Source organism: Pseudomonas sp. HN8-3 (assembly GCF_020790195.1).
In the GTDB taxonomy this organism is placed as follows: domain Bacteria; phylum Pseudomonadota; class Gammaproteobacteria; order Pseudomonadales; family Pseudomonadaceae; genus Aquipseudomonas; species Aquipseudomonas synxantha_A.
The window spans coordinates 1,530,484-1,554,766 of the sequence record NZ_CP086206.1; the positions used below are offsets into that span (position 1 = coordinate 1,530,484).

Annotated in this window: 24 protein-coding genes; 7 read left to right on the forward strand and 17 right to left on the reverse strand. The window is 59.9% G+C overall.

Annotation, left to right across the window (positions count from 1 at the left end; genetic code table 11):
* The first annotated feature begins 35 nt into the window (after positions 1 to 35).
* A complete protein-coding gene (locus tag LJX92_RS06865) occupies positions 36 to 944 on the forward strand; it encodes a LysR family transcriptional regulator (RefSeq protein WP_148852408.1) in 909 nt (302 codons plus the stop codon).
* Here the strand turns inward: LJX92_RS06865 and LJX92_RS06870 are convergent.
* From LJX92_RS06870 to LJX92_RS06910, 9 genes are all read right to left on the reverse strand, one after another.
* On the reverse strand, positions 941 to 1,426 hold the full coding sequence (locus LJX92_RS06870) for a DoxX family protein (protein WP_032877338.1): 486 nt from the start codon (positions 1,424 to 1,426) through the stop codon (positions 941 to 943). The two genes, LJX92_RS06865 and LJX92_RS06870, sit on opposite strands and share 4 nt — an antisense overlap.
* Positions 1,423 to 2,199, reverse strand: a complete 777-nt coding sequence (locus LJX92_RS06875) for a DNA-binding domain-containing protein (protein ID WP_228309483.1) — start codon at positions 2,197 to 2,199, stop codon at positions 1,423 to 1,425. Before LJX92_RS06875 ends, LJX92_RS06870 begins: the two co-directional genes overlap by 4 nt.
* Positions 2,196 to 3,074, reverse strand: a complete 879-nt coding sequence (locus LJX92_RS06880; RefSeq protein WP_228309484.1) for a DUF692 domain-containing protein — start codon at positions 3,072 to 3,074, stop codon at positions 2,196 to 2,198. Before LJX92_RS06880 ends, LJX92_RS06875 begins: the two co-directional genes overlap by 4 nt.
* A gap of 23 nt (positions 3,075 to 3,097) precedes the next feature.
* A complete protein-coding gene (locus LJX92_RS06885) occupies positions 3,098 to 3,394 on the reverse strand; it encodes a DUF2282 domain-containing protein (protein ID WP_032877335.1) in 297 nt (98 codons plus the stop codon).
* Positions 3,395 to 3,634: 240 nt separating this feature from the next.
* The gene (locus LJX92_RS06890; RefSeq protein ID WP_228309485.1) at positions 3,635 to 4,336 is read right to left on the reverse strand and encodes an ABC transporter ATP-binding protein; all 702 of its coding nucleotides are present in this window, start codon (positions 4,334 to 4,336) and stop codon (positions 3,635 to 3,637) included.
* A 1-nt stretch (position 4,337) separates the two neighbouring features.
* Positions 4,338 to 5,105, reverse strand: a complete 768-nt coding sequence (livG, locus tag LJX92_RS06895) for a high-affinity branched-chain amino acid ABC transporter ATP-binding protein LivG (RefSeq protein ID WP_005785832.1) — start codon at positions 5,103 to 5,105, stop codon at positions 4,338 to 4,340.
* Positions 5,102 to 6,355 carry a high-affinity branched-chain amino acid ABC transporter permease LivM gene (locus LJX92_RS06900; protein WP_032877334.1) on the reverse strand — a complete coding sequence of 418 codons (1,254 nt, stop codon included), beginning with the start codon at positions 6,353 to 6,355 and terminating at the stop codon, positions 5,102 to 5,104. Before LJX92_RS06900 ends, livG begins: the two co-directional genes overlap by 4 nt.
* Positions 6,352 to 7,275 carry a high-affinity branched-chain amino acid ABC transporter permease LivH gene (gene livH, locus LJX92_RS06905; RefSeq protein ID WP_003193535.1) on the reverse strand — a complete coding sequence of 308 codons (924 nt, stop codon included), beginning with the start codon at positions 7,273 to 7,275 and terminating at the stop codon, positions 6,352 to 6,354. The genes LJX92_RS06900 and livH overlap by 4 nt, the downstream gene beginning before the upstream one ends.
* Positions 7,276 to 7,502: 227 nt before the next feature.
* Positions 7,503 to 8,630: a branched-chain amino acid ABC transporter substrate-binding protein gene (locus LJX92_RS06910; RefSeq protein ID WP_032877333.1), complete on the reverse strand. Its 1,128-nt coding sequence runs from the start codon at positions 8,628 to 8,630 to the stop codon at positions 7,503 to 7,505.
* Positions 8,631 to 8,971: 341 nt separating this feature from the next.
* On the opposite strand from LJX92_RS06910, the gene LJX92_RS06915 reads away from it, so the two are divergent.
* Entirely contained in the window at positions 8,972 to 9,274 is a 303-nt protein-coding gene (locus LJX92_RS06915; protein ID WP_017735930.1) for a DUF2288 domain-containing protein, read from the forward strand.
* Between the two features lie 228 nt (positions 9,275 to 9,502).
* On the opposite strand, the gene LJX92_RS06920 is transcribed toward LJX92_RS06915, so the two are convergent.
* Together LJX92_RS06920 and LJX92_RS06925 are read right to left on the reverse strand one after the other, a co-directional pair.
* A complete protein-coding gene (locus LJX92_RS06920) occupies positions 9,503 to 11,767 on the reverse strand; it encodes a putative bifunctional diguanylate cyclase/phosphodiesterase (protein ID WP_148852571.1) in 2,265 nt (754 codons plus the stop codon).
* Between the two features lie 138 nt (positions 11,768 to 11,905).
* Positions 11,906 to 12,274, reverse strand: coding sequence for a YkgJ family cysteine cluster protein (locus tag LJX92_RS06925; protein WP_032803342.1), 369 nt, complete (start codon positions 12,272 to 12,274; stop codon positions 11,906 to 11,908).
* A 252-nt stretch (positions 12,275 to 12,526) separates the two neighbouring features.
* On the opposite strand from LJX92_RS06925, the gene LJX92_RS06930 reads away from it, so the two are divergent.
* Positions 12,527 to 13,873, forward strand: a complete 1,347-nt coding sequence (locus LJX92_RS06930) for a spinster family MFS transporter (protein ID WP_228309486.1) — start codon at positions 12,527 to 12,529, stop codon at positions 13,871 to 13,873.
* 158 nt (positions 13,874 to 14,031) lie between these two features.
* Here the strand turns inward: LJX92_RS06930 and rapA are convergent, their stop codons facing one another.
* Positions 14,032 to 16,878, reverse strand: a complete 2,847-nt coding sequence (rapA, locus tag LJX92_RS06935; protein ID WP_228309487.1) for an RNA polymerase-associated protein RapA — start codon at positions 16,876 to 16,878, stop codon at positions 14,032 to 14,034.
* Positions 16,879 to 17,097: 219 nt separating this feature from the next.
* Between rapA and LJX92_RS06940 the strand changes: the two genes are divergently transcribed.
* On the forward strand, positions 17,098 to 17,439 hold the full coding sequence (locus LJX92_RS06940) for a hypothetical protein (protein ID WP_032877329.1): 342 nt from the start codon (positions 17,098 to 17,100) through the stop codon (positions 17,437 to 17,439).
* Here LJX92_RS06940 and LJX92_RS06945 read toward each other — a convergent pair.
* The 3 genes from LJX92_RS06945 to LJX92_RS06955 all read right to left on the reverse strand — a co-directional run bounded on the left by LJX92_RS06945 (position 17,436) and on the right by LJX92_RS06955 (position 20,048).
* Entirely contained in the window at positions 17,436 to 18,617 is a 1,182-nt protein-coding gene (locus LJX92_RS06945) for an aminotransferase class V-fold PLP-dependent enzyme (RefSeq protein WP_228309488.1), read from the reverse strand. The genes LJX92_RS06940 and LJX92_RS06945 overlap by 4 nt on opposite strands.
* Entirely contained in the window at positions 18,614 to 19,084 is a 471-nt protein-coding gene (locus LJX92_RS06950; RefSeq protein ID WP_228309489.1) for a RidA family protein, read from the reverse strand. Before LJX92_RS06950 ends, LJX92_RS06945 begins: the two co-directional genes overlap by 4 nt.
* Positions 19,085 to 19,175: 91 nt before the next feature.
* On the reverse strand, positions 19,176 to 20,048 hold the full coding sequence (locus LJX92_RS06955; protein ID WP_228309490.1) for a LysR substrate-binding domain-containing protein: 873 nt from the start codon (positions 20,046 to 20,048) through the stop codon (positions 19,176 to 19,178).
* A 133-nt stretch (positions 20,049 to 20,181) separates the two neighbouring features.
* On the opposite strand from LJX92_RS06955, the gene LJX92_RS06960 reads away from it, so the two are divergent.
* Together LJX92_RS06960 and ccoM are read left to right on the forward strand one after the other, a co-directional pair.
* Positions 20,182 to 20,343: a hypothetical protein gene (locus LJX92_RS06960; RefSeq protein ID WP_005785860.1), complete on the forward strand. Its 162-nt coding sequence runs from the start codon at positions 20,182 to 20,184 to the stop codon at positions 20,341 to 20,343.
* Between the two features lie 143 nt (positions 20,344 to 20,486).
* On the forward strand, positions 20,487 to 20,603 hold the full coding sequence (ccoM, locus tag LJX92_RS27010) for a cytochrome c oxidase subunit CcoM (protein ID WP_019817835.1): 117 nt from the start codon (positions 20,487 to 20,489) through the stop codon (positions 20,601 to 20,603).
* Between the two features lie 151 nt (positions 20,604 to 20,754).
* On the opposite strand, the gene LJX92_RS06965 is transcribed toward ccoM, so the two are convergent.
* On the reverse strand, positions 20,755 to 22,230 hold the full coding sequence (locus LJX92_RS06965; RefSeq protein WP_003189291.1) for an inorganic phosphate transporter: 1,476 nt from the start codon (positions 22,228 to 22,230) through the stop codon (positions 20,755 to 20,757).
* 333 nt (positions 22,231 to 22,563) lie between these two features.
* Positions 22,564 to 22,764, reverse strand: coding sequence for a hypothetical protein (locus LJX92_RS06970; RefSeq protein ID WP_003189295.1), 201 nt, complete (start codon positions 22,762 to 22,764; stop codon positions 22,564 to 22,566).
* A gap of 565 nt (positions 22,765 to 23,329) precedes the next feature.
* Here LJX92_RS06970 and pcaR point away from each other — a divergent pair.
* Positions 23,330 to 24,172, forward strand: coding sequence for a pca regulon transcriptional regulator PcaR (pcaR, locus tag LJX92_RS06975; protein ID WP_032877325.1), 843 nt, complete (start codon positions 23,330 to 23,332; stop codon positions 24,170 to 24,172).
* Positions 24,173 to 24,283: the final 111 nt, after the last annotated feature.

The following is a 24,283-nucleotide window of genomic DNA, read 5'->3' on the forward strand; positions in this document are numbered from 1 at the left end:
ATAGGCAACCTTTGGTTTTCAAATGGAAACAATCCATGAGCGAAATGGATGATCTGGCAGCCTTTGCTGTGCTGATCGAAGCGGGCAGTTTCACCGTGGCGGCCGAACAGCTGGGCTGCAGCAAAGGGCAGTTGTCCAAGCGCATCAGCCAGTTGGAAGCGCAGTTTGCCGTGGTGCTGTTGCACCGCACCACCCGCAAGCTCAGCCTCACCGCGGCCGGCGCGGCGTTGCTGCCCCAGGCACAAGCGCTGGTGGTACAGGTAGAACGCGCGCGGCAGGCGTTGGCGCGGCTCAAGGATGATTTGGCCGGCCCTGTGCGTATGACCGTGCCGGTGTCGCTGGGCGAAACCTTCTTCGATGGCTTGTTGCTGGAGTTTTCCCGGCAATATCCGCAGGTGCAGATCGAGCTGGAGCTTAACAACAGCTACCGAGACTTGGCGCGCGATGGCTTTGACTTGGGCGTGCGCGCGGCTGCCATCGAAAATGAACGCCTGGTCGCCAAGCCTTTACTGGCCTGGCACGAGGTGACCTGCGCCAGCCCGGCGTATCTGGAGCAGCATGGCGAACCGCTGACCCCGGCGGACCTGTCGACGCACAGCTGCTTGCTCAACAGTCACTACAGCGGTCGTGAGGAGTGGTTGTATCACCAGCAGCATGAATTACTGCGAGTGCGGGTGAGCGGCACGTTTGCCTCCAACCATTACAACCTGCTGAAAAAAGCCGCCCTGGTGGGCGCCGGTATCGCCCGCCTGCCGTCCTACGTGTTGCCGACGGAGTTGGCCGATGGGCGATTGCGCTGGATCCTGCGCGACTATCAGACACGCCGAATGCCGATGTACCTGGTTCATCCCTACCAGGGGGGCCTGCCGAGACGCACCCAGGTGCTGGTCGATTACCTGGTGGATTGGTTCCGGCGCAGCGGCGAGGCGCTGGATCGGCTTTAACGCAAGCGACGGGCCATTAGGTGGTCGATGGACAAGCGGCCTGGCCCCTTGGCGAGCAACAGCAACAACAGCGCGAGCCAGGTGCCGTGCGTGGGGTAGGCGTCAGGGTAGACGAACAACTGAATGGTCAAGGTCATGCCGATCAGGGCCAGGGCCGAGAAGCGTGTGGCAAACCCCAGCAGGATCAATACCGGGAAAAAGTGCTCGGCAAAGGTTGCCAGGTACGCGGCCACCTCCGGCGGCACCAGGGGCAACTGATATTCGCTGCGAAACAACCAGAGTGTCGAGGCGGCGAGCTTGGGTTCACCGACTTGGAATGTGCCGCTGATCACGTCAATGGCAAAGCCTTCGACCTTGGTCTGCCCGGATTTCCAGAACACTGCGGCAATGGAGAAGCGCGCAATAAACGCGATCAGGCTGTAGGGGATTTTTTCAAACAGTGCGACGGTTCGTTTTACCAGGCACGGAGCGGGAGTGTTCATGGCGATACCTTGGGTGGCAGATGCAAATGAGTAATGGCGTCGTGGCTGATCAGCAGCGTGAGACATTGGTGCAAGTCGAATTCGGCTGAGGCTTCAAGGGCGTCAGCGATGGCCAACTCCAGCCCGGCGCCTTGGTTGAGGCGGTTGATAAACGTCACCGAGCCGCTGTCGATGGCGAACACCTTGACCGCCAACCCGTGGCGCAGGACCAGCGCGCCTTGGGCGTACCATGGGTTCAAGGTGGCGATAACCCCGTCGGTCTGGTGCGCAGCCCAAACCGACACGATCGCGTAGGGAGATTCCAATGTTTCGAGGGATGGATGCAGTCGCACCCGCAATTGCCCCAGCTGCGCGCAGCCTTGCAGTTGTTGGAGCACGCTGTGCTGATCCAGTGCCTGGCGATCCGCCGCGTGATAAGCCCGAACCCGCAGGTGCTCCAGCCGAGCGATATCTGCTAGGTATGGCACGCTTGAGGCCGGTTCGAAGCGCTGGATAAACGCTGCCAACGTGCTGCCGTATTCGCTGATCAAAGGGCTGGTGGGCGGGTGAGCCTGGACATACAGGCTGGCCATGGCGTGGAAAAACTCATCGCCAACCAGTTGCCGCGTCACCGGATAGGCGGCGACGAGCGCATTTATCAACGCGCTGTGGACATTATTGCGATACACCGCGAAGCGACTCGCCGGGTCGGCCCCGTTGCTGCTGAACACCTCCTCGGGGCAGGTTGCGTCCGGCGTCAGCAGCGCGTGGGCGAATGCCTGTTGAAGGCTCATCGGGCCACCTGCGACAAATAGCTTTCAGCCTGCCGGGCTTCGGCCTGCAATACGCTGAAGGGCGGCACCTGGTTATCCCGCTCGATCAACGTAGCTACCGGACCGGTCCGCGCCAGCACGTGCTCGTACAGTTGCCACACGGCGTTATCGATAGGCGCGCCGTGGTCATCGATCAGCAGGCGGTCGCCCAGGCTGTCTGTGTCTTCGGCAAAGCCGGCCAGATGAATCTCCCCCACTGCGTGCAAGGGCAGGGCGTCGATGTAGGCCGATGGATCGCGCTGGTGATTGATGCAGGATACGTAGACATTGTTGACGTCGAGCAGCAGGCCGCAACCGGTACGGCGGATTACCTCGCTGATGAAGTCGGTTTCATCCAGGGTAGAGCGCTGGAACTGCAGGTAGGTCGAGGGATTCTCCAGCAGCATCGGCCGCTTGAGTGTGCTCTGCACCTGGTCAACATGTGCGCACACCCGGCTCAGAGTGGTGGCGTCGTAAGCCAGCGGCAGCAAGTCGTTGAGAAACACCGGGCCGTGACTGGACCAGGCCAGGTGTTCGGAAAAAGACTGGGGTTGATAGCGCTCGATCAACGTCGCCAAGCGTGCCAGGTGTTCGCGATCCAGGGCAGCTTCGCCGCCGATGGACAGGCCCACGCCGTGCAACGACAGCGGGTACTGCTCACGGATCAATCCCAGGTAGTGATGAAACGGGCCACCGGCCACCATGTAGTTTTCGGCGTGTACTTCAAAAAAACCGATATCAGGGCCGGTCTCAAGCACTTGGGTAAAGTGCTCGGTCTTCAACCCCAGCCCGGCCCGCAAGGGCAGGCCGGGCACCTGAGTCGGTGAGACCGTGTAAGGGGATGTAGGCGTCATCATCAGTACTCAGGCTGCACAAGGTTTCAGGATTTGGCAGTGAATTCGGTTTCCTGGCCGAAGCCGGTCGGCGAGGTGGTGCTTGGGGTCTTGGTGCAGGTACCGGCGGGGACCAGCTTCCAGGCATTGGCCTGGTCCTTGGTTTTGGAGGTGCCGGCGCAAGAGGTGCCGGCGCCTGCGGCGCAATCGTTCTTGCCGGCTTCAGCCACGCCGAAGCATTTCTGCATGTCATCGGCTGCGTGGGCAGTGGTGCTCAGGGCAGACAGGCTCAGGGCCGAACCCAGGGCGAGGACGAGGGTGGCGGCGGACAGTTTGGTGGTCATGGTGTGTCTCCAGCAGTGGTCGAATGCGCAGGCTTGATTGCCTGCTTGCACCACTAGAGAGAGGGGGATTGAGTTCGTTACAAAACCAGTCGAATTTTTTTCAAGTTACGCAAAACAAAATGTGGGAGGGGGCTTGCTCCCGATGACAGTGTGTCAGGCACAGGACATGTGACTGATATACCGTTATCGGGGGGCAAGCCCCCTCCCACATTTAGATCCAGTTTACTCAGTAACCGGGTTTTAACCTCCCAGATATGCCTCTCGCACCTTCGGGTCCGTCAGCAGTTGCTCGCCAGTGCCCTGCATCACCACCCGGCCGTTTTCCAGCACATAGGCCCGGTCAGCGATTTTCAATGCCTGGTTGGCGTTTTGCTCCACCAAAAACACCGTCACCCCGTCCTTGCGCAGCTGTTCGATGATATCGAAGATCTGCTGGATGATGATCGGTGCCAGGCCCAGGGAGGGCTCGTCCAGCAGCAACAGCTTGGGCTTGCTCATCAGCGCCCGGCCGATGGCGAGCATTTGCTGCTCGCCGCCCGACATGGTGCCGCCGCGCTGGCTGAAGCGTTCCTTGAGGCGGGGGAACAGGTGCAGCACCTTGTCCATCTGTTCCTGGTAGTCGCCCTTGTCGGTAAAGAACCCGCCCATGACCAGGTTCTCTTCCACGGTCAGGCGCGAGAACACGCGGCGGCCTTCCGGTACCACGGCAATGCTCTTGCGCATGATTTCGGCGCAGTGCCTGCCCACCAGCTCTTCACCCATGTAGCGGATGCTGCCGCTGTAGGCTTGCGGCGAACCGCACAGGGTCATCAGCAAGGTGGATTTGCCGGCACCGTTGGCGCCGATCAGGGTGACGATCTCACCCTGGCGCACTTCGACATTGACGTCGTGCAGGGCCTGGATCTTGCCGTAGAACGTGGAAACGTTTTCGAACTGCAACATTTTACGCTTCCCCCAGATAGGCTTTGATCACTTCAGGATTGTCGCGGATCTGCTCCGGCGTGCCGTCGGCCAGCGGCGTGCCCTGGTTGATCACCACAATATGGTCGGAAATGCTCATGACCAGTTTCATGTCGTGTTCGATCAACAGCACCGTGGCGTTGTTTTCCTCACGCAGCACGCTGATCAGCGCCTTGAGGTCTTCGGTTTCCTTGGGGTTCAGGCCCGCGGCAGGTTCGTCGAGCATGAGGATCCGCGGGCGGGTCATCATGCAACGGGCGATTTCCAGGCGACGCTGCTGGCCGTAGGCGAGGGTGCCTGCCGGGCGGTTGGCAAACTCGGTCAGGTTGACCTTGTCCAGCCAGTACGCCGCGTATTCCATGGCCTCGCGCTCGCTCTTGCGGAACGCTGGGGTCTTGAACAGGCCCGCGAAGAAGTTGGTGTTCAAGTGACGATGCTGAGCGATCAACAGATTCTCGACTGCGGTCATGTCCTTGAACAACCGCACGTTCTGGAAGGTACGCACCACGCCCTTGCGAGCGATCTCGTGACCCGCCAGGCCCTGGATCGGTTGGCCGTCCAGCAGGATGCTGCCGCCGCTCGGCTTGTAGAAGCCGGTGAGGCAGTTGAACACCGTGGTCTTGCCGGCACCGTTGGGGCCGATCAGCGCCACGACCTGTTTCTCTTTCACGGTCAGGGCCACGCCATTGACCGCCAGCAAGCCGCCGAAGCGCATGCTCAAGTTTTCAACTTTCAGGATCTCGCGGCTCATTTGCGCAGCTCCATGTGTGGACGTTGCATGGGCAGCAGGCCTTGAGGGCGCCAGATCATCATCAGCACCATCATGGCGCCGAACATCAACATGCGGTATTCGCTGAACTCACGCATCATTTCCGGCAGCAGGATCATCACGATCGCCGCCAGGATCACGCCCAGTTGCGAGCCCATGCCACCCAATACCACGATCGCGAGAATGATCGCCGACTCGATAAAGGTGAACGACTCCGGGGTAACCAGGCCCTGGCGCGCAGCGAAGAAGCTGCCGGCGAAACCGGCGAACGCGGCGCCCAGGGTGAACGCGGAAAGCTTGATGATGGTCGGGTTCAGGCCCAGGGCACGGCAGGCGATTTCATCTTCGCGCAACGCTTCCCACGCACGGCCGATGGGCATGCGCAGCAAACGGTTGATCACGAACAGTGCCGCCAACGCCAATAGCAGCGCCACCAGGTACAGGAACACCACTTTGCTGACCGGGTTGTAGGCGATCCCGAAGTACTCGTGGAAGGTCTGCATACCTTCAGCGGCGGTGCGGTCGAACGACAGCCCGAAGAACGTTGGCTTGGGAATGCTGCTGATACCGTTGGGCCCACCGGTGATATCGGTTAGGTTACGCAGGAACAGGCGGATGATCTCACCGAAGCCCAGGGTCACGATGGCCAGGTAGTCACCGCGCAGGCGCAGCACCGGGAAGCCCAGCAGGAAGCCGAACGTAGCGGCCGCCATGCCGGCCAGCGGCAGGCAGATCCAGAAGCTCCAACCCAGGTAGTGCGAGAGCAGCGCGTAGGTGTAGGCACCCACGGCGTAAAAGCCCACGTAACCAAGGTCGAGCAGGCCGGCCAGGCCCACCACGATGTTCAGGCCCAGGCCCAGCAACACGTAGATCAGGATCAGCGTCGCAATGTCGACCGCACCGCGTGAGCCGAAGAACGGCCAGATCAGCGCGGCGATAATCAGGCCGATGATGATGTAGCGCTGGGTGCGCGGCAGGGTCAGGAATTGGCTGACCTTGGGCGACACCAACGGAGCACGGTTGCCCTTGAACAAGGCACCGACCTGCTGGGTGAACAGCACGCGCAGAAACATCAGCACCGAACACAAGGCGATGACGGTCAGGGTCACGGGCCCGGTGCCATGCACTTCCAGGTTGATGCCAACAATGCTCAGCTTGAGGCCGAGTACCGGGAAGGCCACGGCCCATACCAGCAAGGCGCTGAAAAACGCCGATTTAAGATATCTGCTCATACTTTCTCAACCTCCGGACGGCCCAGGATGCCGGTCGGACGGAACAACAGCACCAGAACCAACAGGCCGAACGCTACGACGTCCTTGTACTGGTCGCCGAAGATATCGGCGCCAAAGGCTTCGGCCACACCCAGCACCAGCCCGCCGAGCATGGCGCCCGGAATGCTGCCGATGCCGCCCAATACCGCTGCGGTAAAGGCCTTGAGGCCCACCAGGAAACCGGCGTTGGGGTTGATCACGCCGTATTGCATGCTCAGCAACACGGCCGCCACGGCCGCCAGCGCAGCACCAATGACGAAGGTCAGGGCGATGATGTTGTTGGTGTTGATGCCCAGCAGGTTGGCCATCTTGATGTCTTCGGCGCAGGCCCGGCAGGCGCGCCCCAGACGGGAGCGGGAAATGAACAGGGTCAGGCCCAGCATGGCCACCAGGGTGACCACGAAAACCAGAATCTGCATGTACGAAATCAGCACTTCTTGTGCACCACCTGGGCCGAAGGAGATGCTCCCCGGGATCAGGTTGGGAATGGACTTGTCCTTGGAGTCCTGGGACAGCAATACGGTGTTCTGCAGGAAAATCGACATGCCGATGGCGGAAATCAGCGGGATCAAACGGTTGCTGCCACGCAAGGGACGGTAGGCAACCCGCTCGATACTGTAGCCATAGGCACTGGTCACGATGATCGATGCCAGGAACGCAGCGGTCATCAACAGCGGCAGGGAGTGGATCCCCATCATGGCCAGCCCGGCAAGGGCGATGAAGGCCACATAGGAACCAATCATGTATACCTCGCCATGGGCGAAGTTGATCATTCCAATGATGCCGTAAACCATTGTGTAGCCAATGGCTATCAAGGCATAGGTGCTGCCAATGGTCAGGCCATTAACCAGCTGTTGGAAAAAATGATAGATCTCAGGCATTACAGCGCTCCTAAAAACCCGATACGCATTTCACTGGTGGAGTCATTTCCGGCTCGGTGCCCTGTTCTGTGACCAGGTTGCACGAAGCGTTTGCCAGCGAACCGCTGGTGACGGTTTTAAGATTTTCAGGTGAGCCAGCGCCCGGATCGCGGGTGACATGGCCCATAAACCTCGTAAAACAAAGCCCACTGCTTGCACAGTGGGCTTGTTGACCAGTAACGCCTGGCTTACTGAGGGGAAACTTCGGTTTTTGGTTTACCGAAGTGCCATTCGTAGACCACGAACTTGAAGTCCTTCAGGTCGCCCTTGGCGTCGAAGCTCAGGTCGCCGGTAGGGGTCTTGAAGGTGCCGGCGTGGATGGCTTCAGCCACTTTGGCGGTGTCTTCGCTCTTCGCGGCAGCGATACCGCCGGCGATGACTTCAACCGCGGAGTACGCCGGGAACACGAACGGACCGGTTGGGTCCTGCTTGTTCTTGGTGAACTCTTCAACGATGGCTTTGTTGGCAGGGTCGGTGTCGAAGGATTTCGGCAGGGTCACCAGCAGGCCTTCGGAAGCGCCTTGGGCGATTTGCGAGATGGAGTCGTTGCCGACACCTTCTGGGCCCATGAACTTGGCGTTCAGGCCTTTTTCCTTGGCCTGGCGCAGGATCAGGCCCAGCTCAGGGTGGTAGCCGCCGTAGTAGACGAAGTCGACGTTGGCTTGCTTGAGTTTCTGGATGATCGAGGAGAAGTCCTTGTCGCCGGCGTTCAAGCCTTCGAAGACGGCAACCTTGGTGCCTTTTTCTTCGAGGGTCTTTTTCACGGCGGTAGCGATGCCTTCACCGTACTGCTGTTTGTCGTGCAGTACCGCAACGATTTTCGGTTTCACGTGGTCGGCGATGTAGTTGCCGGCTGCCGGGCCTTGTGCGCTGTCCAGACCAATGGTGCGGAAAATCAGCTTGTAGCCACGGGAAGTGATTTCAGGGCTGGTGGCAGCCGGGGTAATCATGATGACGCCTTCGTCTTCATAAATATCCGACGCTGGCTGAGTGGAGCTGGAGCAGAGGTGGCCGACTACGAACTTGACACCGTCATTGACCACTTTGTTGGCTACGGCGACCGCTTGTTTTGGATCGCAAGCGTCGTCGTATTCCTTGGCTTCAAGCATTTTGCCATCCACGCCGCCCTTGGCGTTGATGTCCTTGATGGCTTGCTTGGCACCCATGAATTGCATGTCGCCGTATTGCGTTACCGGACCGGTCTTGGGACCGGCGATGCCGATCTTGATGGTGTCGGCTGCGAACGAATGGCCGGCAACCCCAGCCAGGACCATAGCGGCAAACAGTTTGGAAATCTGCTTAGTAGCCTTATTCATAGTGCTCCACTCTTACTGTTGTATTTTTTATAGTTCTAGCGGCCTTGTGAGCTGCAGAACCGGATCAGATATCGCGGATATCCCCCCGGTATTGCCCTGGCAACTGTACCGGTACAGTGTAGAGCGCCGGTTGATCAATTGAAAAGCTGGCAACGGGGGGCAAAACCTGAGCGTGTCGCTTAAATGAAAGAAAAAGACAGAATTGCGGCGGGCTTACACCCGTTTTCAAGGTGTTCCCTGTCTTTCCCGGCCCTTTCAATCGCTACCTCATTTGCTACTGGGTTTTTCTGCCTGAGTCAGAAGGCTATGATTGCGCCGATTTTTTACTCAGGTGAACTCCCATGACGCAAGAACCTAGCACCCTCTATGCCAAGCTGCTCGGTGAAACCGCTGAAATTTCCTGGAAGGAGCTAGAGCCGTTCTTTGCCAAGGGTGCCCTATTGTGGGTCGATGCCGGACTGGATTTGATCGAAGCAGCCGAGGGAATGGCTGAAGACAACCGTGATAAAGTCGCCGCCTGGCTGGCTTCAGGGAGCCTTGGCGAAGTGTCTGCAACGCGGGCATTGGACTTGGTGGAGCGTGATCCAAGCCTGTGGGCGGTGGTGGTCTCGCCTTGGATTCTGATCCAGGAAAGGGCGGCGTAAGAATGGAGTGCGCGAAAAAGGTGCGCCTTTTCTGTCCCCATAAGTGTGTAGCGGAGTAACCGCGTTGCCAGTGATGGCACCTTGCCGTAGAGAAAGGTCACAGCCTAGGGTGACGTAAACGTCACGGGAACAGTTCAGGCCGCCGGGAAACCGCTGAAGAATTGTTTCCATGTGTGCCATGGCACTGGCGATTGCAGTCGTCGCACCACCAGCATTCTGATTTGGGCTTCAGCGAATTGGCCTGACAATAGACGGCGGGCCGATTCGCACTGGCGCAGGGTCTTTGGTGGGCGTGCTGTCTTTATTGCCTTCCACGCTGAAGGGGTAGAGCGGATTGCGCATCGCAATGCCTTGCATCACACCGATGATGTCGTTGAACGGCACCGCCGGGCTGAGCAGGTAACCCTGGATGAAGTCACAGTCGTGCTTGAGCAATAGCTCAAACTGCGCCTGGGTTTCCACGCCTTCGGTCACCACCTGCAAGTGCAGGGTGTGGGCCATGCCGATAATCGCCTGGACGATTTCGCTGTCTGCGGTGGATTTGGGGATGTCCTGGATAAACGAGCGATCAATCTTCAAGGTGTTAAGCGGCAGGCGCTTGAGATAGGCCAGGGATGAGTAGCCGGTGCCGAAATCATCGATCGCCAGGGAGACCCCCAGGGCGCGGATTTGCCGCAACAGCGCCAGGGTGCTGCTGATATTGCCCATCAGCGCATTTTCGGTGACTTCCAGCTCCAGGCGGTTGGCCGCCACGCCGGCAAAGCGCAGGGCGTCTTCGATTTCATCGGCCAGTTCGTCCCGCGCCAGGTTCAGGGCCGAGCAGTTCACGGCCATGGTCAGCTCGGTGTAGCCCCGGTCAGACAACAGGCTCAGGTCGTGACAGGCCTGGCGCAATACCCAGTGGTCCAACTCGGCGATCAGCCCATTGTTCTCGGCGATCCCGATAAACCGGTCCGGGGCCAGCAACCCATGCTGGGGATGTTCCCAGCGCACCAGTGCCTCAAGACGCGTGACCTTGCCCAGTTTCATGTCGAAGATCGGTTGATAGAACAACACCAGTTCGGTGCGTGCGCGCAATGCGGCACGAAGCTCCTCTTCCAGTTGCAGTTCCAGGGAGGCGCGGGTTTTCAGGTTGGAACTGAAGAAGTTCAGGCTGTTGCGCCCGGTGTCCTTGGATTGGTACAGCGCCAGGTCGGCGGTCTTCAGCAGTTCTTCGCAGGTGTGGCCATCGTCGGGGAACAGGCTGATACCAATGCTGGTAGTCATCACCATGCGGCGGCCGGCCAGTTCGATGGGTTCTTTCATTTTCTGCATGATGCGCTGGGCCATGTGCCGCGCTTCGTCACGGTGATGGATATTGATCAGGATGCAGAACTCATCGCCGCCAAACCGTGCGACCACATCCTCACGGCTACGTATCGAGCCCTTGATATGCCCGGCCAGCACCGTGAGCAACTGGTCGCCAGCGTCATGGCCGAGGCTGTCATTGATGCGCTTGAAGTGGTCAATGTCGAGGAAAATCACCGCCATCATGCCTTGGCTTCGGGTTTTTTCTGCAACTTTCTCCGCGAAGATCTGATTGAAACCACGGCGGTTGAGCAAGTTGGTCAGTGCGTCAAAATGGGCCACTTGTTGCAGTGAGGCGCGGGCCTGGTCGAGTTCGCTGAGCAGCGCATTGACCCGGCGCAGGTCACGTTCCTTGTGCTGCAGTTTTTTGTCTGCCAGAGCTGCGCTGACACCGCTGCCGATCACCAAGAGGGTAATCACCGCCACCGACAGGCCCAGTTGAACCGGATTGTTGTCCACCGGCAATGACAGGTCCGCGCCGCTGGGTACCAACATTTGCATGGCCGCCATGCCGGTGAAGTGCATGCTCAGGATCCCCGCGCCAAGAACCAGGCTGGCGGCGTACTTGAGCAGTTGGTGAAACACCCCGGCACCGTTGCGCAGGTAACTGGACAGCAGCAACGCCGCCAGGCTGGCAACGATGGCAATCGCCACCGAGGCCATGAACAACCGCGATTCAAAGTACACCTGCGCCTGGGAGCGCATCGCCGCCATGCCCACGTAATGCATCAGCGCGATGCCCAGCCCTATCCATACCGAAGCCAGCAGGTATTGGTGCAAACGCAGATGGGCATGACTGAGGGTTTTCATGGCGAACAGCGAGGCGATCAGGGCGATCAACAGCGAGGCAAACGTCGTGAGCAATTCGTAATGAATGGCGATTGGGGCCTGGAAGGCCAGCATACTGATGAAATGGGTCGACCAGATCCCGCCCGCCAGGCAGCCCGCTCCCAGCCAGCGCCAGTGGCGGCGGGCGGTGGGGTCTTCTACATGGCCGACGCGTTCGGCCATGTCCAGGGTGCCGAACCCCGCTGCGCAGGCAACCAGGTACGCCAGTAGCACCAGAAAGGGGTTATGACTGCAATTGAGCAATAAATGCCCGCTGTCTGGAAGGTCGGTGAAAAAATACTGGCCCAGCCATTCCATAGCGTATCCCGTCATAGAGCCACGTCACTGCCAGAGGCGATGACCTACCATGTCGAGTATAGAAGCCTCATGGGATTTGCCATGGGTAATGGCATTTTGATCTCAATTAATTTGTCATGCTGTGCATAGCGTTTGGTGCTAAGCGCTGATGGGCAGGTCCAGTTCAAACGGCGGAGCTTGCAAAGGGGCCAGACCGAAGGCAGCACGGGCAGCATCGCAATCAACGTTCTGCACACCCTGGCTCCAGGAAGCATCGAACTCGCGACACGGGCTCGAACGTTGTGCATAGATCGAGCAACTGGTGCTTTTGCCCACTTCGCCCTCAAGGCTGCAACAGCGCGCAGGTTTTTGATCGGTGCCGATCATTGCCACCCGGGTCGGGTTGATCTGCACCACCAGATCATCGGGCACCGTGCCCCCGGATGAGGCGCACTCACCCCAAAAGAAAGACACGCGAAAGTGTGAACAGCAGGCACCGCAATTCAGACACGGACTGGCTTCGGACATGGGCGTCATCAATAAGAAAGTAGGTTGGGGGTGTTACAGGAAGGCTCGCCATTCTATCCGTGCCATGGCCGTTGGGAAGGGGGGCGCGCACTTATATTTTTGTGGGACAAATCCCCGTGTTACCGGGTGAAATCATGCCCTATCAGCTTTACGAATCATTACAGACAACCCCGCCTCAGCTGACTATGTTGCAGGTACCGGGCAGGATGCATCGGGCATCGTAGCGCTCATAACAATAAAAGAGACGGACCCATGCAGAACTCGACCCAAGCGGCGAATGCCTGGCGCATTCTGTTCCTGCTGTTCCTGGCCAATCTGTTCAACTTCTTCGATCGCACCATCCCCGCGATCATCATCGAGCCGATCCGCATGGAATGGCACCTGAGCGACTTTCAGCTCGGTATCATCGGCACCGCCTTTACCATCGTCTACGCCCTTGCCGGGCTGCCGCTCGGGCGACTGGCCGACATCGGCTCGCGCAGCAAATTGATGGGCTGGGGCCTGTTTGCCTGGAGCGGGCTGACGGCGGTCAATGGCATGGTCGGGAGTTTCTGGACCTTCCTGCTGGTGCGCATGGGCATCGGCATCGGGGAAGCCAGCTATGCGCCGGCCGCCAATTCACTGATCGGCGACCTGTTCCCCGCCCACCGCCGCGCGCGGGCCATGGGGATTTTCATGCTTGGTTTGCCGTTGGGGCTGCTGCTGGCGTTTTTCACCATTGGCGCGATGGTCAAGGCGTTTGATAGCTGGCGTGCCCCATTCTTTATCGCCGCCGTGCCCGGAATGATCCTGGCGGTGTTCATGTTCTATATCAAAGAGCCTAAACGCGGCGCGGCGGAAACCGTGCAAGTGTCCCAGGAGCGTGTCGACCGCCCGATCCGCCGCGTACTGGCGGTGCCGACCTTCCTGTGGCTGGTGCTGGCCGGGTTGTGCTTTAACTTTGCCACGTATGCGTGCAACTCGTTCCTGGTGCCGATGCTGCAACGCTATTTCCTCCTGCCATTGCAGGACGCGGCCGTCGCCACCGGTGTGATCGTCGGCTTGACCGGTCTGGTGGGCTTGACCCTGGGTGGCTGGATTGCCGACAAGATCCATCAGCGGGTCGCCAACGGCCGTCTGCTGTTTGCCGCGTGCAGCTTGATCATCTCCACGGTGACTACCGCCTGGGCCTTGCATGCCGGGCGTATCGAGATTGGCGTGTTTGTCGCGCTGTTCAGCGTGGGCTGGCTGTTTGCCTACAATTTCTATACCTGCGTGTATACCGCGATCCAGGACGTGGTCGAACCGCGCCTGCGCGCTACGGCCATGGCGCTATTCTTTGCAGGCCTGTATTTGCTCGGCGGTGGCATGGGGCCGGTGGTGGTCGGGGCGCTGTCCGATCACTTTGCCCATTCGGCAATGTATGCGGCCGGGGCAGAGCAAATGACTGAGGCGTATAAAGCCGTGGGGTTGCATGACGCCATGTACCTGATTCCGGTGGCGCTGTTCTTGACCATGCTGTTTCTGTTCCAGGCGTCACGTAGTTTTGTGCGCGATGCCAAGCGCATGAAGGATGGGCTGAGTGGGGTTCAAGTGCCGGCTTCTGCGGTAACGGCATGAGACCGAGGTGACCCTATCGGGGGCAAGCCCCCTCCCACATTTGACCGAGTTGTCTGAACTCTACTCGGTCAGTGTGGGAGGGGGCTTGCCCCCGATGAGGCCCTCAAGACCAATAAAAAGGCCCGCACTAAGCGGGCCTCCTAATTGGCAGCGAATGATCAGCCCGCCACCAACACGCGAATCGCTTCCAGTCGCAGCGCCGCCTTGTCGAGCATGGCCAGGCCTTGCTCGCGTTGATTGCGCAAGGCAACCAGCTCGCTGTCACGCACGGTGGGGTTGACCGCTTGCAGCGCGGTCAGGCGCGCCAGTTCTTCGTCGGTGTCTGCGGCCAGGCGGCGCTTGGCTTCGGCCACACGCTCGGCGTGACGCGGGGCGATTTTCTCTTCACCGGCATTGATGCGCGGCGTGAGCTGATCGCGCTGGGCCTGCACGAACTTGTTGGCACTGGCCCGTGGCACGCTTTCGAGCTGGTCATTCAAGGTCACGAACGACACCCGACCGGACAGGTCATTGCCATTGGCGTCCAGCAGGCAACGCAAAGCCGCTGGTGGCAGGTAACGGCCCAGTTGCAGCGAGCGCGGGGCAACCACTTCGCTGACATAGAGCAGTTCCAGCAGCACGGTGCCCGGCTTGAGCGCCTTGTTCTTGATCAGCGCCACGGCGGTGTTGCCCATGGAACCGGACAGCACCAGGTCCATGCCGCCTTGCACCATCGGGTGTTCCCAGGTGATGAACTGCATGTCTTCACGCGACAGCGCCTGGTTACGGTCGTAGGTGATGGTTACACCTTCGTCGTCACCCAGGGGGAAGCTGGCGTCGAGCATTTTTTCGCTGGGTTTCAAGATCAGCGCGTTTTCCGAATGGTCTTCGCTGTCGATACCGAAGGCGTCGAACAGGGTTTCCATATAGATCGGCAGGGCGAACTGGTCGTCTTGCTCAAGGATGTCCTCGACCAGCGCATCGCCTTCACCGGCGCCGCCGGAGTTGAGTTCCAGCAAGCGGTCACGACCGGTGTGCAGCTCCTGCTCCAGGCGTTCGCGCTCGGCACGGGCTTCGTCGATCAAGGCTTGCCACTCGCCGTCGTCGGCGGCTTCGAGCAATGGCAGCAGGCGCGGGCCGAACTGATGCTGCAAGGCGTTGCCGGTCGGGCAGGTGTTGAGGAAGGCGTTGAGCGCTTCGTGGTACCACTGGAACAGGCGCTGTTGCGGGCTGGTTTCCAGGTACGGTACGTGCAGTTCGATCACGTGTTTCTGGCCGATCCGGTCCAGACGACCGATACGCTGTTCCAGCAGGTCGGGGTGGGACGGCAGGTCGAACAGCACCAGGTGGTGGGAGAATTGGAAGTTGCGGCCTTCACTGCCGATTTCCGAACAGATCAGCACTTGGGCGCCGAACTCTTCATCGGCAAAGTAGGCGGCGGCGCGGTCACGCTCGAGGATGTTCATGCCCTCGTGGAACACCGTGGCCGGGATGCCGGAGCGCACGCGCAAGGCGTCTTCCAGGTCCATGGCGGTTTCGGCGTGGGCGCAGATCACCAGGACCTTGGTGCGCTTGAGCATTTTCAGCTGATCGATCAGCCACTCGACACGCGGGTCGAAACGCCACCAGCGGTTTTCTTCCTCGATATCCGGCTGCGCCTGGAAACTGACTTCCGGGTACAGCTCGGCGTGTTCGCCCAACGGCAGTTCGAGGTACTCATCCGGGTTCGGCAGCGGGTAGGCGTGCAGCTTGCGCTCGGGGAAGCCTTGCACGGCAGCGCGGGTGTTGCGGAACAGCACGCGACCGGTGCCGTGGCGGTCGAGCAGTTCACGCACCAGGCGCGCACTGACTTCGCTGTCGCCATCGTTGACGGCGCTGAGCAGGGCTTCGCCTTCGTTACCGAGGAAACCCTGGATGGTCTTGTGCGCGGCCGGAGACAGGCGGCCCTTGTCGAGCAGCTCCTGCACGGCTTCGGCCACCGGGCGATAGTTTTCGCTCTCGGCGCGGAAGGCTTGCAGGTCGTGGAAACGGTTCGGGTCCAGCAGGCGCAGGCGCGCAAAGTGGCTGTCCTGGCCCAGTTGTTCCGGGGTGGCGGTGAGCAGCAGCACGCCTGGGATCACTTCAGCCAGTTGTTCGACCAGCGAGTATTCGGCGCTGGCCTTGTCTTCATGCCACACCAGGTGGTGCGCTTCGTCGACCACCAGCAAATCCCAGCCAGCGGCGAACAACGCGTCCTGGGCTTTCTCGTCGTCCACCAGCCATTCCAGCGCAACGAGTGCAAGCTGGGTGTCTTCGAACGGGTTGGTGGCATCGCTTTCGATAAAGCGTTCTTCGTCGAACAGCGCGACCTGCAGGTTGAAGCGGCGGCGCATTTCCACCAGCCACTGGTGCTGCAGGTTTTCCGGGACCAGGATCAGCACACGGCTGGCGCGGCCCGAGAGCAGTTGGCGATGGATCACAAGGCCCGCTTCGATGGTCTTGCCCAGGCCCACTTCGTCAGCCAGCAAGACCCGCGGCGCGATACGGTCAGCGACTTCACGGGCGATGTGCAGTTGGTGCGCAATAGGTTGTGCACGCACGCCACCCAGGCCCCACAACGAGGACTGCAACTGGCGGCTGGTGTGTTCCAGCGTGTGGTAGCGCAGCGAGAACCACGCCAGCGGGTCGATCTGCCCGGCGAACAGACGGTCGCTGGCCAGGCGGAACTGGATGAAGTTGGACAGTTGGGTTTCCGGCAGGGTGACCTGCTCGTTCTGCCCATTGAGGCCGTGGTAGACCAGCAGGCCGTCGACGTCGTCGACTTCCTGTACGGTCATTTTCCAGCCTTCGAAATGGGTGATGGTGTCACCCGGCGAAAACCTCACGCGAGTGAGGGGCGCATTCCGTAGCGCATACTGGCGGGTGTCGCCAGTGGCCGGATAGAGCACGGTCAACAAGCGCCCGTCCTGTGCCAGAACGGTGCCTAACCCCAGCTCTGCTTCGCTGTCACTAATCCAGCGTTGCCCCGGTTGATACTGCTGCGCCATGCTGCCTGACTCCCGCCGTGAAAAAGCCGACTATCTTAACGGAACAAGCCCTTGCGCCCAAGGACTCTGACAAAAACTACTCCGTTTGGCCGGCGGGCAGAGTGCTGAATCGACGGGTGGCGGGCACTTGCGAGTGTCGACTGAGTCACAGCTTGGCGAGCCTGCGCTCAAGTCGCCCTGCAACCCGCCGACAGCCTGTTGATCAGGAGAATAACTATCATGCTGCCACCCATGCTGCCCGTCAGTGTTGTGCCGGTCACGTCGCAACTCGATCCGGCACGCCAGAAGCCGGATATTCCGCCGGTGGTGCCCGTTCAACCGGGCTCCAGCGAGAGCACGATCGACCTGAAAAAAGGCGATGCCGAGCAATCGACCTTTCTGTTGCGCGAAGAGCAGCGTCGTCAGCAGGAGCAGCACAAGCGTCGGCGCGAAGCCGACGATGACGCCGAGCAGCATTTGCCTATCCCCGGTGACTTGCTCAATGCTGACAACACGGTGCCCGTGGCGCCGCTGATCGAAGACGCGCCGCGCCAGGGCTTGTGGGTGGACATCGAGGTTTAAGCGTTCAATTCATGCAGGGCCTTGATCAACAGTTCGATATCGTCATCGGTGTTGAGTGGGTTGACGGAGAGGCGCGCAATACTGCGCAACCCACGTGCTTGCATATCCAGCGGCGTATAGGCCACGCCGTTGGCACCGATGTTGATGCGCTTTAAGCCCAAGCGCCGCTTGAGTTCAAAACTCTCCCAGCCGGCCAGGTTGAAAGCGATCAAGCCCGAATGTTTACTGCCCAGGTCATGCAGGCTAATCCCAGGTATCTGATGCAGCGCTTCGCGGATTCGGGCGCTGGTCTGCGAGATCCTTTCCCACACCCGCTCGATCCCCAGTCGATTGATCTCTTGCAATGCATTGCCCAAGCCCGCCAGCAGGGCGACGGACACTTCGCTGGTTTCGAAGCGCCGGGCGTCGTTGCGCAGGTCGAAGCCGTCGGTGGTCCAGGGCGCCGAAAACACGTCGCGTTGGGCCGGGTTCAGTTGCCCAAGAAAATCCGGCCTGACATACAGCAGTGCAGTACCGCGCGGGCCGCGCAGGTGTTTGCGGCCGGCGGATTTGAGCACGTCACACTGCAACGCTTGCACATCCACCGGTAATTGGCCGACGGCTTGGCCTGCGTCGATAAAGTAGGGGATGGCGTGACGACGAGCCACTTCGCCGATGGCCTGGGCCGGGTTGATCAGGCCGCCGTTGGCCGGCAGCCAGGCAAGGTCGATCAGCTTCACGTGGGCGTCGAGCATCGCTTCCAGTGCTACCGGGCAAACCGCGCCGGTGGCATCACAGGGGATAACTTCCACGCGCGCGCCCGCTTGCACGGCCAACTCCATGCTCGCCAGGTTGCCGCCCCATTCATGGCGCCCCACCAGGATGCGGTCGCCCGGCCGCCAAGGCCCCAGGGCCTGGAACGCCATGCTCCAGGCCGTTGAGCCACTGCTGGCGAAGGCAATCGAGGAGGGCGGTGCATTGAGCAGTTGCCCGGCGGCGCGGCGGGCGTTTTCCACCAGCACGGCGCCCTGTTCGCCGGCTTCCATCGGGCCGTTGCGGGCTTCGTGTTGCAACTGTTCGATGATGGCGTCCAGCGTCGCCTGGCTGGGCAAGGACGCCCCGGCATGGTTGAAGTGCACAAGGCCCGACTGGCAACCGGGCGTGGCCTCCCGCAGTTGTTGGACGTCCAGCGGGCTCATGGCTGCAGCTCGAAAATGGCATCCACCTCCACGGCGACGCCAGCCGGCAAGCTGCTGACGCCTACGGCGGTGCGTACGTGCCGGCCTTTGTCGCCGAGGGCGTTGACCAGCAGGTTCGAGGCGCCATTGGCGACCACGCTCTGGCGCTGGAAATCAGCGCTGCTGGCGATGAAGACGCCCAGACGCAGGGTGCGCACCACGCGCGACAGGTCATCGCCCAGCGCATCGCTCAATTGCCCCAGCAGGCCCAGCGCCGCCAGTTCCGCCGCCTGGGCGCCTTCTTCATCGCTGAGGGAATCGCCCAGCCGGCCTATGTAGGCAGGTTTGCCATCGAACATGGGAATTTGCCCGGAAATGAACAGCTGGTGTTGGCTGACGAGATGGTTGATGTAATTGGCAGCCGGTTGACTGGGTGTGGGCAGTGTCAGGCCGAGTGTGTGTACGCGTTGGCGAATGGAATCGGTCATGCTGAAAACCTCTGGGTTCAGGAGGTTTGAGCATGTTGGCTGTTGCGATGGACGACAAACGGATAGATCTCAATCGACGTATCGAAAAAACTCACCCATCCGCACACAGGTGCTTCAACCACTGGCTGAAGCATTCGGCTGGTTCGCCGAGTGGGCCCTGGGGAGCGATCAGCCAATAGCCGATTTCGCTGTGATAGGGCGGCCAGTCAAAGGCCTCCACCAGGCTGCCGTCCTGGAGCCTGCGTTCGATCAGGCGATGGCGGCCCATGGCGATACCTTGGCCGGCCACGGTAGCCTCGACCACGATGTTGTAGTCATGCAGCATCACCCTGGGGTGGTGATCGAGGTTGACCTGGTAATGGGCGGCCCAATCCGTCCACTCGAAAGGACGGTGCGAGGTCGCCATCAGTAGGGGGCCTTTGGTTACCTGGCTGGCCTTGAACGCGGGGCTGCACACGGGTGACAAGGTTTCGGCCATCAGGCGCGTGGCCTGCACGTCGGGCCAATCGCCCTTGCCGTAACGGATGGCCAGGTCAACTTCGGCCGTGGCGACATTGGCCAGTTGAATCGCGGGCAGCAACTCCACCTGGATATGCGGGTAGCGCTGCAGAAACTCGGCCAGACGCGGTGCCAGCCATAGCGTGGCGAAAGACGCCAGTACGCCGATGCGCAACACGCTGGTGCTGGGTACACCCCGTTGGCTGCGTGTCGCAGTAGCGATGGCGTCCAGGGCTGGGCGGATTTGGTCGTAGTAATGTTGCCCGGCCAAGGTCAGATCAATCGCACGGGTACGCCGGATAAACAGCGGCTTGCCCAAATGCTGTTCAAGCTTATGCACCTGGTGGCTCAGCGCACTTTGGGTCACCGACAATTCGCCCGCTGCCTTGATAAAGCTCAAGTGCCGTGCCACGGCCTCGAAGGCGCGCAGGGCCAACAGCGGTGGAAGGTCGTTGTGCAAGGCCACCGGATGGCGCCTCCTGGGTAAGGGGGAAAGTGCCGATTTTGGTCGATGACCTGCATTTTGTCGCCCGCTGATTTGCCGTCGGGCGGGGCAGGCCGCATTATTGGGCCATTCCCGCCACGACGTAAGCCAAGCCATGAGTGATGACGACAAGCTGATCGACCTGAATGCTGAACGCGCCAAGCGCGTGCACGACCTCAATGACAAACGCTTGAATGAAGTGCGTCAAGCCTTTGAACAAGCCATGCCCTTGGGCAAACCCAAGAAAAAGTCGAAGAACAAACCGAAAAAGCGTTGAAACAGCCTGCATCTGTTGATGCAGGTCAGTTATTACCCTTCTTTACGCCCCGTTACGGGCGACATTGATCCCGGTCAATTTCCCGCTGCGTCTTCTCCATTAACTTAGCCCTATCGCAACAGGGCACGTGCAGGAGGCCGGTCATGTTTTTCGATAATGTGGTTTTTGCCGGAGTGCTGACTGTCAGCCTCATGGTGCTGTTTTTTGTAGGGTTTGGATTTTTTATCTGGAAGGACGCGAACAAGCGTAAAAAACCTTAAGTCTTTCCGGGTTACATGGGCACGCAAGGCATTTTGGGCGACTTCGGTCGCCCTTTTTTTTGGCCGATTATTTTGATTGGCAGTGCAAAACCCAGCTATAAAAAAAGGTGCGACCCTCGCGGATCGCACCTTTTCTATTGCCGGCTGGCTATCAGTTACCCAATGCCTTGGACGCCAACCAGAACAAACCGGCCGACAGGCCGACGGTTGCCGGCAAGGTCAATACCCAGGCCATCAGGATGGTCTTGACGGTACCGCCTTGCAGGCCGCTCTTGTTGGCAACCATGGTACCCGCCACACCGGAAGACAGCACGTGAGTGGTGGACACCGGCAGGGCGAAGATGTTGGCAAAGCCGATCATGGTTGCGGTGGTGATCTGCGCCGACATGCCCTGGGCATAGGTCATGCCCTGCTTGCCGATCTTCTCGCCAATGGTCAGTACCACGCGCTTCCAACCCACCATGGTGCCCAGGCCCAGGGCCAGTGCAACCGCGAGGATCACCCAGAACGGGGCGTACTCGGTGGTGGCTGTCAGGTCTTTGCGCAGCTTGTCGAGGTCGGATTTCTCACGGGAATCCAGCCCAGGCAGTTTGCCGACTTTCTTCGCGGTGTCGTCCAGGCAGAGCAGGTAGCGACGCACTTCGATGCGATGATCTGCGGTCAGCGAGTGGTAGTCCGAGACGCCCTTGAGGGTGCCCAGCAGCGCGTTGATCGTCGGCTCGGTCTGCTGCGGGTTGCAGCGGAATTTGCCCGGCAGATCATCCTTCACGCTTTTGCCCAGGGCCAGGAACTCGCCGAGGGTCTCGTGGTTGCGCTGGTAGAACTGGTTCAGGTGCAGGGTTGCGTCACGGGTACGCTCGATCTGGTAGGTGGTGCTGCCCAGGTCCAATACGAACTGCGCCGGCACGATACCGATCAGCACCAGCATGATCAGGCCGATGCCTTTCTGGCCATCGTTGGAGCCGTGCACGAAGCTCACGGCCATGGCCGAGATCACCAAGACCAGGCGGTTCCAGAACGGCGGGTGCTTCTTGTCGTCGAGCTTGCGGCGCTGATCCGGGGTCTTGTGCATCTTCGACAGCGGGCGCCACCACTTCAGGCCGATCAGCACCAGGGCTGCGACCAGGAAGCCGGCCATCGGCGAGAACACCAGGGACGCACCGATATCCACGGCCTTCTGCCAGTTCACACCGTCAGCCAGGGGGATGTCGTTGATCAGGGCGTTAGCCAGGCCGACACCGAGGATCGAGCCGATCAGGGTGTGGGAGCTGGAGGCGGGAATACCGAAGTACCAGGTGCCCAGGTTCCAGGTGATCGCCGCCGCCAATAACGAGAAGACCATCGCCAGGCCATGGCCGGTGTTCACATTGATCAGCAACTCCACCGGCAGCAAATGCACGATGGCGTAGGCGACACCGACACCACCGAGCAACACGCCGAGGAAATTGAAGACCCCGGAGAAGAACACGGCCAGGTGTGGCGGCATGGCTTTGGTATAGATGACTGTGGCCACCGCGTTAGCGGTGTCATGAAAGCCATTGATGAACTCGAAGGCGAGGACAAAGGCCAGGGCGAGCAGCAGGCTCACTAGAACCCAAGCATCCAGTCCGCTGAATAAATCGATCATGAAGGTTTTCTGACCCGGTCGTAAGGGGGCGCGATTATGCCAGAAAACATCGGTAATCGATGCATTGACTGCTCATCGGTAACAATCTTCGTCGCACAAGCCCGGGCAAAACGGACGCATCCCAGGGTTTTCGGGGCTTTGGCAAGTCTTTGATTTATAAAGCGCAGGCCGCAAAAGGCCGGCATTTGTCATGAAAACGTCATGCCTGAAACATTTGTATGAAATTTCGTGCGCAGCTGTAGGTGACTGACCAACGGGCGCTGACGCAAGGGGCTCCCTGCCGGTGGTGGACCGGCAGAGACAGCAGGGCCCTGCCTACTCGCACCGAAGCGCTTATGGCTCTTCGGTTTTGAGTTCCTGTTCGATCTTCTGGATTTCCTGGGCAAATGCCTGATCCAGCAGGCTGGCGCGTTTGCGCCATGGCTTGCGTTCCGGCTCAGGTTGCGCGGCGTAGGTGGTGACTTCCCCGCCGTAGACGTCCTTGTAACGTTGCTCCTGGCGCTCAAGTTCGGCGCGCAGTTCATCTTTCGTCACAGTATTACCTAATTGTGTGAAGTTTATTGATTGCGCAGTGTCGCGCTTCAACAGTCGTCCTCGGGCGATTCCAAATAAAACAGTAGAAAACCGTTCAACTTGAAAAGCAGGCCTGAGGGCAGTTCTTTTAAGCGGCTACTTGTGGCCGGCGCGGCTTACGTCCTCCAGCGCCTGGCGAGCTCCCATCCCGATAGTGATACCGGGCCGACCTCTGCACAGGTTGCATTATAGCGGCGCATTTGAATAACACTATCATCATAAAGTTAAAAAGCGTCAACGGTGCAGGGGAGGGTGTTATGGATGGGCATCACTATTTGTGAACAGCGTCATCATATTGTCGCCACCTGTTCTAAATAAAAGCGTAAATCTGCGCACTTCTCAGGTCATCAGGCAAATCTGAAACTTGGCCGCGGCGGCGGCTGCCCTAGCCTGACAAATTGCGATAATCGCATGATCGTCCGATAATCGCCCAATGTTGCTGGCGCTGGCTTGTGCATCGCGATCGGCACGGCTTGTAATAGCGGCCAACCCTCCCGTGGTAAGAACAAGAGACAGGACCCTGGAAATGAACGATCAATTGCGCAACTCCTTCGCATCAGTGGCGCCGCCGATCGTGGCTTCACCGGCCAAGCGCATCCAGGCGTTCACCGGTGATCCGGACTTCATGACGTCCCTGGCCCGTGGCCTGGCCGTGGTGCAAGCGTTCCAGGAGCGCAAGCGTCACCTGACCATCGCCCAGATCAGCCACCGCACGGAAATCCCCCGCGCCGCTGTGCGCCGTTGCCTGCATACCTTGATCAAACTCGGCTACGCCACCACGGATGGGCGTACCTACTCGCTATTGCCTAAAGTGCTGACGCTCGGTCATGCCTATTTGTCGTCGACACCGTTGGCCGTCTCGGCCCAACCTTATCTGGACCGCATGAGCGAGCAGCTCCATGAAGCCTGCAACATGGCCACCCTTGAAGGCGACGATATTCTCTACATCGCACGTTCGGCCACGACTCAGCGCCTGATTTCCGTGGACCTTTCCGTCGGCGGTCGGCTGCCGGCCTATTGCACGTCCATGGGGCGCATCCTCCTGGCGGCCCTGGATGATGCCTCGCTGCAGGATTACCTCGACCACGCAGACCTGCAAACCAAGACCAGCCGCACGCTCACGACTCCCCAAGCCTTGTTCGAATGCTTGCAACAGGTACGTCAGCAAGGCTGGTGCATCGTCGATCAGGAATTGGAGCAGGGCCTGCGTTCCATCGCGGTGCCGGTGTATGACGCATCCGGCCAGGTGTTGGCCGCACTGAACGTCAGCACCCATGCCGGGCGCGTCAGCCGCAGCGAGCTGGAACAGCGTTTTCTGCCGAGTATGCTCACCGCCAGCCGTGAGTTGAGCGCGCAACTGTTTGCCTAAGCTGTTCGGTGACCGCACAGATCCCGGTCGGCTCGATTGACGGTGTTTCCCCTGGCTTATTAATGTGCGGCAGCGCTTCAAAGCGCCGCCTAACAATAATGATGACCTGAG